This window comes from Amycolatopsis rhizosphaerae (genome assembly GCF_007713715.1).
GTDB lineage: Bacteria > Actinomycetota > Actinomycetes > Mycobacteriales > Pseudonocardiaceae > Amycolatopsis_E > Amycolatopsis_E rhizosphaerae.
In genome coordinates this window covers 1-9,291 of sequence record NZ_VJWX01000279.1, presented here as the reverse complement: position 1 = coordinate 9,291, position 9,291 = coordinate 1, and the positions used below count along the sequence as shown (strand labels likewise).

The following is a 9,291-nucleotide window of genomic DNA, read 5'->3' as shown; positions in this document are numbered from 1 at the left end:
CATCCGGAGAGATGCCCGGACGGAGGTCAGGTTCCGGCGGGGAAGGTCTGCGGGGTCAGGTCGGCGGTCAGGCTTCCCCGGCTCTGCCGGTCCTTCAGCCAGGCGAGCCGGGTGAACCGCTGCTCGAAGCCGGCGGCGGTGAGCCCGTGGCGGATGTAGGCGTCGGCGAGCTCGCGCGCGCCGGCCTCGACCGTCCACCGGGCTTCGAAGCCCGGCAGCGCGGCCCGGATGCGCGAGAAGTCGACGCGATAGGACCGGGGGTCGGGCCCGGCCTCGCCGGTGATCACCAGCTTCGCGCCGTCGACCACGGTGGTCACCGCTTCGGCGATCTCGCGCACCGTCAGGTTGTTGACCTCGGTGCCGACGTTGAACGCCGTGTCGTGCACGGCCCCGGCGGGTGCGGTCAGCGCGGCCTCGAACGCGGCGGCGATGTCCAGCGCGTGCACCAGCGGCCGCCACGGCGTGCCGTCGGACAGCACCCGGACCTCGCCGGTGAGCACCGCGTGCCCGACCAGGTTGTTGAGCACGATGTCGGCCCGCAGCCGCGGGGAGAACCCGAACGCGGTCGCGTTGCGCAGGTACACCGGGCTGAAACCGGAATCGGCCAGTGCGTGCAGGTCGTCCTCGACCCGCACCTTCGACTCCGCGTACGGGGTGACCGGGCGCAGCGGGGCGTCCTCGGTGACCAGTCCGTCGCCCGCGGCGCCGTACACCGAGCACGTCGAGGCGTAGAGGAATCGGCGCACCCCGGCGTCCTTGGCCAGCCGTGCGAGCCGGACCGAGGCCTCGTGGTTGATCCGGTAGGTCAGCTCGGGGGCGAGCGAACCGAGCGGGTCGTTGGACAGCGCCGCCAGGTGCACCACCGCGTCCATGCCCGCCAGCGTCCCGGCGGTGACAGTGCGCAGGTCGGACCGGGTACCCGGCGGATCGTCCGGCGTGGGCCCCAGCACGCATTCGGCGAACAGGCCCGAGTCGAGCCCGTACACCTCGTGCCCGGCCGCGCGCAGCACCGGCGCCATCACCGAACCGAGGTAGCCCTGGTGGCCGGTCAGCAGTACCTTCATCCGTTCGTCCCCGCCGTTCGCCGCTTCTCCCACAACATCCACGGCCGCTCGCCGCTCTCGTACGCCGCGTCGAGCGCGGCGCGTTCCTTGAAGGTGTCCGCGGGCTGCCAGAAACCGCGGTACGGGTAGGCCAGCAGCCTGCCCTTTTCCGCGAGCGTGCCACAGGCGTCCTCGACCAGGTCGCCGTTTTCCGGAAGGTGGTCGAAGACCTCTTGGCGCAGCACGAAGAACCCGGCGTTCTCCCACACCGGCAGGCGGCTCGCGGAACTGATCGAGCGCACCCGGCTGGCGCCGGAGTCCGGCCCGCCGTCCAGCTCGACGCAGTGGAAACTCGACTGCGGTGGCACGACCATCATCGACGCGCCCGCGTCGCTGGCGGCGAAGGTGTCGATCATCGTGTCCAGCGGGGCGTCCGTGAGCACGTCGGCGTAGTTGGCCAGGAACATCTCCTCGCCCGCGACGTACTCGCGCACCCGCCGCAGCCGCTCCCCGATCGGCGACTCGATTCCGGTGTGCACGAAGGTGATCGACCAGTCGCTGATGTCGGTGGACAGCAGCTCGACCTGCCCGTTGTGCAGCACGAAGTCGTTCGACGCGGTTTCGGTGTAGGTCAGGAAGAAGTCCTTGATGTGGCGCGCGCCGTAGCCCAGCGCCAGCACGAAGTCGCGGTGCCCGAAGTGGGCGTAGTAGCGCATCACGTGCCACAGCAGGGGCCTCGGGCCCACCAGCTGCATCGGCTTGGGCACGTCGTCGGCGGGCCCGTTGCGCATGCGCATCCCGTAACCGCCACAGAAGAGGACCACCTTCATCGGCCGACCACCTCTCGCTCCGGCAGGACGATCTCCAGCCTCGGGATCGGGAACACGAGCCTGCCGCCCCAGTCGGCGATGAACGACAGCTGGCGGGTCAGTTCGGCTCGCAGGTTCCACGGCAGCACCAGCACGTAGTCCGGCCGGTCCTGCTCGATCCGCTCGATGGGGTGGATCGGGATGCGCGTGCCCGGGGTGTAGCGGCCGTGCTTGTACGGGTTGCGGTCCACTGTGTACGGCAGCAGGTCCGGCCGGATCCCGCAGTGGTTGAGCAGGGTGTTGCCCTTGCCCGGGGCTCCGTAGCCTGCCACGCGCTCCCCCCGGCGGCGGGCACGGATCAGGAACTCGAGCAGGTCCAACCGGACTTCGCCGACGCGGCGGGCGAAGTCGTGGTAGCCCTCCAGGGTGTGCAGCCCGGCTTCGCTCTCGGCGGCCAGCGTCTCGCGCACCCGCGGCCCCGGCTCGCCCGCGACCGCCTCCGGCCGGGCCCACAACCGGATCGACCCGCCGTGGGTGGGCAGCCGCTCCACGTCGACCACCGCGAGTCCCGCGGTGGCCAGCGCCGCCTGGGCGGTGGCGACGGTGTAGTACTGGAAGTGCTCGTGGTAGATGGTGTCGTACTGGTTGAGCTGCACGAGGCTGAGCAGGTGCTGCACCTCGATGCTCACCCAGCCGTCGTCGGCGACCAGCGCCCGCAGGCCCTGGGTGAAACCGAGCAGATCGGGCACGTGCGCGTAGACGTTGTTCGCCACCACGAGGTCGGCCGGGCCGTGTTCGGCCCGCACCGCGGCCCCGGTCTCCGGGCCGAGGAAGGCGGTCAGCGTCGGCACCCCGGCCTCGCGGGCCGCGTCCCCCACGTTGACCGAAGGTTCGATGCCCAGGCAGCGGATGCCGCGCCGGACCACGTTGCGCAGCAGGTACCCGTCGTTGCTGGCGACCTCGACGACGAAGGAGTCCCCGCCCAGCCCCAGGCGGTCCACCGCGTCCGCGACGAAGGTCTCCGCGTGCTCCAGCCAGGAGTGGGAAAACGACGAGAAATAGGCGTATTCGGTAAAGGTGGCCACCGGATCGATGAGCGGTGGGAGCTGCGCCAGGCGGCAATTCGCGCACACCCTCAGGTGCAGTTCGTAGGTCGTCTCGGGCGCGGTCAATTCCGACTCGGACAGAAAGGATTCGCAGGGCGGACTCGCCCCCAGATCCAGCACGCTGACCAGCTCGTGCGACCGGCACAAGCGGCATGACTGCCGTTCCTCGATGGACATACCGCCATTGCTCCCCTGTGACCCTGCTGCCGCAGCCCTGATGTCCCGCTCCACGCACTGACGCCCGCGTCGCAGGCGCTACCGCGGGTGTCACCGTGACTATAGGTGGATCACCCCTTCGCGTTACGGGCATCCGGGTGAACCGAGTGAGGCACTCGGCGCAACCTACACGCAGTGGGTAGTCGATCACCCACGAGTCGTCACCCGAATGACGAAGTCAGCCCAGCAGCCACTCACAGGCGGGCTCCGCCAGCTCCGGGAAGGCCTCCCGGACCTCGTCGGCGAGGTCCGGCACGAACAGCAGCACGGCGTCCGGCTTCCGCTCGCGCAGCGCCCCGGGCCCGGACACCGGAATGGCGCTGCCCGGCATTCGCCTGCCCTGTTTGGCGCGGGATATATCGACGATCTCCGGCAACAATCCGGTACCAATTCCCGCGGCCTGCAGCAAAACAACCGCACGCGAAGCGGCCCCGTATCCGGTGACCCTTTTCCCGGCCGCGGCAAACGCTTCCAGGCGCGTTTTCAGCCGGGCTGTTCCTTCCGCCACTTCCCGCGCCAGCGGGGCGAACGCCCCGGCACGGCGTACTCCGGCCGCCTCCTCCGCCCGCAGCAGGGCGGTGGTCGCCGGATCGGGCCCGGTGCCGGGCTCGGGCCGCAGTTCGAGCAGCACGGTGCCGCCGTAGAGCGGGAACGTCCAGCTCCGGCCGGGATGCAGGCCCGCCGAGGCGGCCAGTGCGATCGCGGCCGGGGTCGAGTAGTAGGCGAAATGCCCGTGCCGCAAGGCGTTCCACTGCCGCTGCGCGAGGATCGAGGCCAGCGAGTGGTACTGCATCACCAGTGCGCCGCCTGGGGCGACCCGGGATGCCCTCGCGGCCATCGCCTCCCGCTGCCGGGCCTCGTGCATCAGCCCGAAGCCGTCCACCACCAGATCCGCCTGTGCCCCGGGCTCCGCATCCCGCATCCCCTCCGCTCGCAGCAGCCCGAGCCACGAACCCCCGTGCGGGCTCCCGTACTCGGCGACGGTGGCGCCGGGGCGGACGAGACCGGCCTCCCGCAGCCGCCGCACCGCGTCGGCCGCCTGCTCGGTCAGCGCGCGCGGCTCCACCCCCGCGGGTTCTTCCCGGGTGCCCGGATCCTCCACGAGTTGCGCCAGTGCACACTCCCCGCACAGCCACATGCGCAGCGGGAACACCGGATCCGGTCCCGGCTCGCCCGCGGGCGGGAACAGGTCGCAAGGGGGCTGCGCGCCGAGATCGAGCACGAGCCACCCGGCACGGGAACCACAGGCGCGGCAGGCTGGCACGATTCCTCCACGGGGCGGGCCGGACGAGACGAACGGAGCAAATCTAGGTGCAGGTAGAGGAAACCGAACTGGCGGGCGTGCTGTTGTTCCGGCCCACCCCCCACCACGACGAGCGCGGGCTGTTCACCCGGACCTTCGACGCCGCGATCGCGCGGGCACACGGGGTCGACCTGGGCGAGGCGGCCCAGGACTCGCAGTCCCGCTCGCGGCGGGGCGTGATCCGGGGGCTGCACGGCCGGTCCGGACGGGGCGAGGCGAAGCTGGTCCGCTGCGCCCACGGCGTGATCTTGGACATCGTGATCGACATCCGCCCGGATTCGCCCACCTTCGGCCGCCGTCTTCAGGTGCGTCTCGACGACACGGAATTCACGCACCTGTACGTGCCGGCGGGGATGCTGCACGGCTTCCAGGCGCTGTCCGAGACCGCCGACGTGTGCTACCGCATCGACCGGCCGCACGAGCCGGGCGAGGACATCGCCGTCCGCTACGACGACCCGGACCTGGCGATCGACTGGCCGCTGCCGGTCACGGTGGTCAGCCCCCGCGACGCGCAGGCCCCGTCGTGGCGGTCCCTGCTCAGCGCCCTCGGCCGAGATCGAGGCTGAGCTTGTCCACGTGGAAGGCCTCGGCGTAGCGGGTGTGCTGCTGCACCCCGCGCAGCCGGGCCAGGGCGAGGAAGGTCTCCTCGTCGTACCAGTCCTTGCCGTGCTGCGACGGGTAGTGCTTGGCCAGCAGTTCCGCCTTGCGCCGCGCGACGTCGGCGGTGAGCGGCTGGTAGACCGGAGGCTGGTCGAGATCGCCGTCCCATTTGATGATTTCGTAGCCCAGCACGAGCTGGTCCCGGAACACGGTGGGCGCGATCTCGGCGACCAGCCGGTGGTCCTGGTGCCGGTCCCCCCGGTGGGGCGCGAACACCAGGTCGGCGGCCACGCGCCCGCGCAGGGCGCTCACCGCCTCCTTGACGGCACCCCAGTGTTCCGGCAGGCGGCCGTCCGGCAGGTCCAGCACCGTGATCTCCGGCCGCACCGGGCCGCAGAAGTCGGCCAGCGCGGCCAGCTCCTCGTCCTCGCGGGCGGTGCCGCCCCCGGTGAGCACCAGGGCGTGTACCTCGAGCCCGGGCCGGGCCGCGCACAGGGTCAGCAGGCTCCCGCCCGCGCCGATGGCCAGATCGTCACAGTGCGCGGCGAGCAGCGCGACCCGCCCGACGGCGGAAGGTTCCAGACTCAGCACCCGAGCAGGCTAGAACCCGGCGTGACCGCACCGGTGCGGGGATCAGTGCTTGCGGACCACGCGCTCGGCCTCGCCGGGCTTCCAGATGGTGATGTCCAGATGACCGGCGCCCGCCACGGCGGAGGAGGCACCCACCACGTCGGTGGCGAAGAAGTGGTCGAAGGCACGGCCCCGGATGTCGAACCCCGTCTCGTCGAACAGGGCCTGCGCGAACCGCCGCTGCTGCGCGGTGTCGTGGACATCACGCACCACGCCCCACAGTTTCGCGTCGCCCTCGGCGACCTTCGCGTCCTCGGTGGCGGTGTGCAGGCAGAAGCGCGGGTCGCGGGCGAGATCGGCGAACTTCGTGGTCCCCGGCATGCCCACCAGCCACAGTTCGTCTTCGAACACCCGGGGCTCGATGGGACTGATCCGCGGGAACCCGTCGGAGCGGATCGTGGCGAGCAGGCACAGGTTCCCCGCCGCCGCGTGCCGGCGCAGGAACACCTCCGCGATCCGCGGCGCGGCCTCGGTGAACTCCCGCCAGGTGACCATGATCACAGGATAGGGCCCCGGTGGCTCGTCGCCGTGACGGCCCCCGCGGCCCCGTCGTCGCGGCACCGATGAGTTTTCCCGCCGCCGTCGTTCAATCTCCGTACTGACCGCGCACACCGCAAGGAGAGCCTGAATGGACATGAAGCTGGAACTGATCGTGCTGCCCGTGAGCGACGTGGACCGGGCCAAGGCGTTCTACGAGGACAAGGCCGGTTTCGGCGTCGACATCGACTTCCGCGCGGGCGAGGACTTCCGGGTGGTGCAGCTCACCCCGCCGGGTTCGGCCTGCTCGGTCTCCCTGATGCGCAATCCCGATGCGGCGGGCACCGTGCAGGGGCTGCACCTGGTGGTCGGCGACATCGCGGCCGCCCGCGGCGAACTCGCGGGGCGCGGCGTCGGGATCGGCGAGTTGTTCCACTTCCAGGACGGGGCGCAGGTGCCGGGGCCGGACCCGGAGGGCCGGGACCACGGGACGTTCTGCACCTTCAGCGACCCCGACGGCAACGGCTGGCTGCTCCAGCAGGTCAAGGGCGCGTGAACGACTTCGCCGGCCGGACCGAGCGGTACCGGCGCGAGTTGCACGTCCACTGCTACCGGATGCTGGCCTCGTTCGACGACGCCGAGGACGCCGTGCAGGAGACGATGCTGCGCGCGTGGCGAGGCCGCTCGGGGTTCAGCGGGACGCAGTTCCGGGCCTGGCTGTACCAGATCGCCACGAACGTCTGCCTCGACGTGCTGCGTGACCGGTCCCGGCACCCCGCGCACTCGTTGTCGGAGATGCCGTGGCTGCAGCCGTATCCGGACCGCCTGCTGGACGAGCCGTCCGACGGCGGCGACCGGCCGGACACGGCCGCGGTGAGCCGGGAGACGATCGAACTCGCCTTCCTCACCGCGACCCAGGCTCTGCCCGCGAGGCAGCGGGCGGCGTTCCTGGCGCGGGACGTGCTGGGCTTCTCCGCCGCGGAGACCGCGGAACTGCTGGGCACCAGCGTGGCCGCGGCGAACAGCGCCCTGCAGCGGGCGCGGACCACGCTGCGCGAGCGTCTCCCGGCCCGGCGGACCGACTGGGCTTCTCCCGGGCCCAGCGAAACCGAGCGCGCAGTGCTGGCGCGGTTCATCGAGGCGCACGAACGGGGCGATGCCGAGGCCGCGGTGGCGATCTCGGCGCCCGGGCTGCGGATCGCCATGCCGCCGCGCCCGGCGGTGTTCACCGGGGTGGAGGCGCTCATCCCCCTGCTGGGCCGGGCGGCGGCCGAGGGCGAGTGGCGGTTGGTGCCCTCGGCGGCGAACCGGATGCCGACCGCGGCGAGCTACCTGCGGCGGCCCGGCGACGGGCGGTTCCGGGCGTTCAAGTTCGACGTCCTGCAGGTCGAGGGCGGTTTGATCAGCGAAATCACCACGTTCGGGGCGGCGTTGTTCCCCGCCTTCGGCCTGCCACTTTTTTTGTGATACCCCTCACTGGGAGGATTCGGGAACGGGACCGCCGGGCACTCACCGGCGGTCCCGTCCGCCATGGAAGACCCCCTCGCGACTACGCAAGTGGCGGCGATCACGGTGCCGGTGGACACACTTCGTAAGGTCACAGACTGGTGACGACGGGTTCGCGCGATCTTGCCGACCCCTCTCCGACCTGCGGTTTCGGCGGTTCGCCGGTTTTCGAACCAAGGCCAGGCTGACTTGAGTGAAGGCCTGGTCAACGGCCGGAAAAGGCCGATTTCGCGGCAGCCGGAGAGAACCCACGGAACAATGAAAGAAAGCCCCGGGTTGGACTCCGTGGCATACGGACCCAAACCCGGGGCTTCTCGGGGGGTGGGCGATACTGGGATCGAACCAGTGACCTCTTCGGTGTGAACGAAGCGCTCTCCCGCTGAGCTAATCGCCCCCGTGCGGTACGAGAAGAACTCTAGCGGACGCCGTTTTGGCTCTGACAAACGGGTGGTCTTTTGGGCCGCACCGTGCGCACACAGCCGCGCACGGAGCGGACAACCAGGAGGTAGCCGCCCTGCCGACAGGTGCAGCGCGAGCGATGTCACCTGCGGCGTTGTCGAGGGGATGCTGTTGCTCGGGAAGTAAACCGAGCAGTATGTAGGTGCCCGGCCGCCAGTGGCCGGACACCGAAGCCGGACAGGTGCGGCGACGAACCTGCCCGACGGGCCGGAGACTCATCCGGGTGATTCCGGCCCCGACGGCGAGCGAATCGCGGCGCCGGTGCGTCACACCAGCAGAACCCGGCCGAGCGGGCCGCGGAAGGAGATGAAAGGTAAGACGATGCGTAACGATCACGTGACGCTCCGCTCGACAGCGGTGTTCGATCTACTGGCCCCCCGCACTCCGGCGGTGCCGGTCAAGGTGGAACTGCGCTACGACACGCGCGACCCCTACGCCGTCGTGGCGGCGTTCCGGACCGGTCGTGCCGGCTGGGTCGAGTGGGTGTTCGCCCGCGATCTGCTCGCCGACGGACTGCTCGCCGAGGCGGGCGACGGCGATGTCCGCATCCGCCCCTCGGTCGAAGACCCGGAGTCGGTGCTCATCGAGCTGAACTCGCCGTCGGGCCACGCCATGTTCGAAGCTTCCGCGCAGGAGCTGGCCGACTTCCTCGACCGCACCTACGACGTCGTGCTCCCCGGCAACGAGCACCTGTGGGTCGACGTGGACGACGCGCTGACCCACCTCATCCCCAACGATCTGGGCTGATGCGCCGGAGCGATCACTAAGGGGACCCCCCTGCGATCGTCGTTTCCCGGGTCGGATATGGTTTTGCCACACCACGACGACGGGACGGAAACACCGGAACGAAGTCGAGGTAACGCGGACGTAGCGCAGCTGGTAGCGCATCACCTTGCCAAGGTGAGGGTCGCGGGTTCGAATCCCGTCGTCCGCTCGGGGAGGCCTACTCGGGCCTGTCACACGGTGGAGTGGCCGAGAGGCGAGGCAGCGGCCTGCAAAGCCGTATACACGGGTTCGAATCCCGTCTCCACCTCGCGCGATTAGCTCAGCGGGAGAGCGCTACCTTGACACGGTAGAGGTCACTGGTTCAATCCCAGTATCGCGCACCACCCCCAAAGCCCCCTGACCAGCAGGTCCAGGGG

The 9,291-nt window shown here is 70.5% G+C and carries 10 protein-coding genes and 4 tRNA genes; 7 read left to right on the top strand and 7 right to left on the bottom strand.

Annotated features, from left to right (window positions below):
• Positions 1 to 26 precede the first annotated feature (26 nt).
• The 4 genes from FNH05_RS24045 to FNH05_RS24030 all read right to left on the bottom strand — a co-directional run bounded on the left by FNH05_RS24045 (position 27) and on the right by FNH05_RS24030 (position 4,438).
• Complete coding sequence (locus FNH05_RS24045) at positions 27 to 1,064, bottom strand: NAD-dependent epimerase/dehydratase family protein (protein ID WP_144590980.1); 1,038 nt, start codon at positions 1,062 to 1,064, stop codon at positions 27 to 29.
• A complete protein-coding gene (locus FNH05_RS24040) occupies positions 1,061 to 1,873 on the bottom strand; it encodes a glycosyltransferase family protein (protein WP_144590979.1) in 813 nt (270 codons plus the stop codon). The genes FNH05_RS24045 and FNH05_RS24040 overlap by 4 nt, the downstream gene beginning before the upstream one ends.
• Positions 1,870 to 3,135: a class I SAM-dependent methyltransferase gene (locus FNH05_RS24035; protein ID WP_144590978.1), complete on the bottom strand. Its 1,266-nt coding sequence runs from the start codon at positions 3,133 to 3,135 to the stop codon at positions 1,870 to 1,872. Before FNH05_RS24035 ends, FNH05_RS24040 begins: the two co-directional genes overlap by 4 nt.
• Before the next feature lie 217 nt (positions 3,136 to 3,352).
• On the bottom strand, positions 3,353 to 4,438 hold the full coding sequence (locus FNH05_RS24030; protein ID WP_144590977.1) for a class I SAM-dependent methyltransferase: 1,086 nt from the start codon (positions 4,436 to 4,438) through the stop codon (positions 3,353 to 3,355).
• A gap of 47 nt (positions 4,439 to 4,485) precedes the next feature.
• Between FNH05_RS24030 and FNH05_RS24025 the strand changes: the two genes are divergently transcribed.
• On the top strand, positions 4,486 to 5,043 hold the full coding sequence (locus FNH05_RS24025; RefSeq protein ID WP_144590976.1) for a dTDP-4-dehydrorhamnose 3,5-epimerase family protein: 558 nt from the start codon (positions 4,486 to 4,488) through the stop codon (positions 5,041 to 5,043).
• Here FNH05_RS24025 and FNH05_RS24020 read toward each other — a convergent pair.
• Both FNH05_RS24020 and FNH05_RS24015 read right to left on the bottom strand, forming a co-directional pair.
• Positions 5,015 to 5,668, bottom strand: coding sequence for a PIG-L deacetylase family protein (locus FNH05_RS24020; RefSeq protein ID WP_144590975.1), 654 nt, complete (start codon positions 5,666 to 5,668; stop codon positions 5,015 to 5,017). The two genes, FNH05_RS24025 and FNH05_RS24020, sit on opposite strands and share 29 nt — an antisense overlap.
• A 42-nt stretch (positions 5,669 to 5,710) precedes the next feature.
• Positions 5,711 to 6,202, bottom strand: a complete 492-nt coding sequence (locus FNH05_RS24015; RefSeq protein WP_144590974.1) for a pyridoxamine 5'-phosphate oxidase family protein — start codon at positions 6,200 to 6,202, stop codon at positions 5,711 to 5,713.
• Between the two features lie 133 nt (positions 6,203 to 6,335).
• On the opposite strand from FNH05_RS24015, the gene FNH05_RS24010 reads away from it, so the two are divergent.
• Positions 6,336 to 6,740, top strand: a complete 405-nt coding sequence (locus FNH05_RS24010; protein ID WP_144590973.1) for a VOC family protein — start codon at positions 6,336 to 6,338, stop codon at positions 6,738 to 6,740.
• A complete protein-coding gene (locus tag FNH05_RS24005) occupies positions 6,737 to 7,651 on the top strand; it encodes an RNA polymerase subunit sigma-70 (protein WP_246127915.1) in 915 nt (304 codons plus the stop codon). The genes FNH05_RS24010 and FNH05_RS24005 overlap by 4 nt, the downstream gene beginning before the upstream one ends.
• Before the next feature lie 361 nt (positions 7,652 to 8,012).
• Here FNH05_RS24005 and FNH05_RS24000 read toward each other — a convergent pair.
• Positions 8,013 to 8,084, bottom strand: a tRNA-Val gene (locus tag FNH05_RS24000).
• Between the two features lie 386 nt (positions 8,085 to 8,470).
• Here FNH05_RS24000 and FNH05_RS23995 point away from each other — a divergent pair.
• From FNH05_RS23995 to FNH05_RS23980, 4 genes are all read left to right on the top strand, one after another.
• The gene (locus FNH05_RS23995) at positions 8,471 to 8,896 is read left to right on the top strand and encodes an SsgA family sporulation/cell division regulator (protein WP_144590971.1); all 426 of its coding nucleotides are present in this window, start codon (positions 8,471 to 8,473) and stop codon (positions 8,894 to 8,896) included.
• A gap of 114 nt (positions 8,897 to 9,010) precedes the next feature.
• Positions 9,011 to 9,083, top strand: a tRNA-Gly gene (locus FNH05_RS23990).
• 28 nt (positions 9,084 to 9,111) lie between these two features.
• A tRNA-Cys gene (locus FNH05_RS23985) sits at positions 9,112 to 9,182 on the top strand.
• A gap of 1 nt (position 9,183) precedes the next feature.
• A tRNA-Val gene (locus FNH05_RS23980) sits at positions 9,184 to 9,258 on the top strand.
• The last annotated feature ends 33 nt before the right edge of the window (positions 9,259 to 9,291 follow it).

What these genes read in the sequence shown, in the direction of transcription:
- FNH05_RS24045 (WP_144590980.1), bottom strand. Translation starts at nt 1,064, where the DNA reads ATGAAGGTACTGCTGACCGGCCACCAGGGCTACCTCGGTTCGGTGATG.
- FNH05_RS24040 (WP_144590979.1), bottom strand. Translation starts at nt 1,873, where the DNA reads ATGAAGGTGGTCCTCTTCTGTGGCGGTTACGGGATGCGCATGCGCAAC.
- FNH05_RS24035 (WP_144590978.1), bottom strand. Translation starts at nt 3,135, where the DNA reads ATGTCCATCGAGGAACGGCAGTCATGCCGCTTGTGCCGGTCGCACGAG.
- FNH05_RS24015 (WP_144590974.1), bottom strand. Translation starts at nt 6,202, where the DNA reads ATGGTCACCTGGCGGGAGTTCACCGAGGCCGCGCCGCGGATCGCGGAG.
- FNH05_RS24010 (WP_144590973.1), top strand. Translation starts at nt 6,336, where the DNA reads ATGGACATGAAGCTGGAACTGATCGTGCTGCCCGTGAGCGACGTGGAC.
- FNH05_RS23995 (WP_144590971.1), top strand. Translation starts at nt 8,471, where the DNA reads ATGCGTAACGATCACGTGACGCTCCGCTCGACAGCGGTGTTCGATCTA.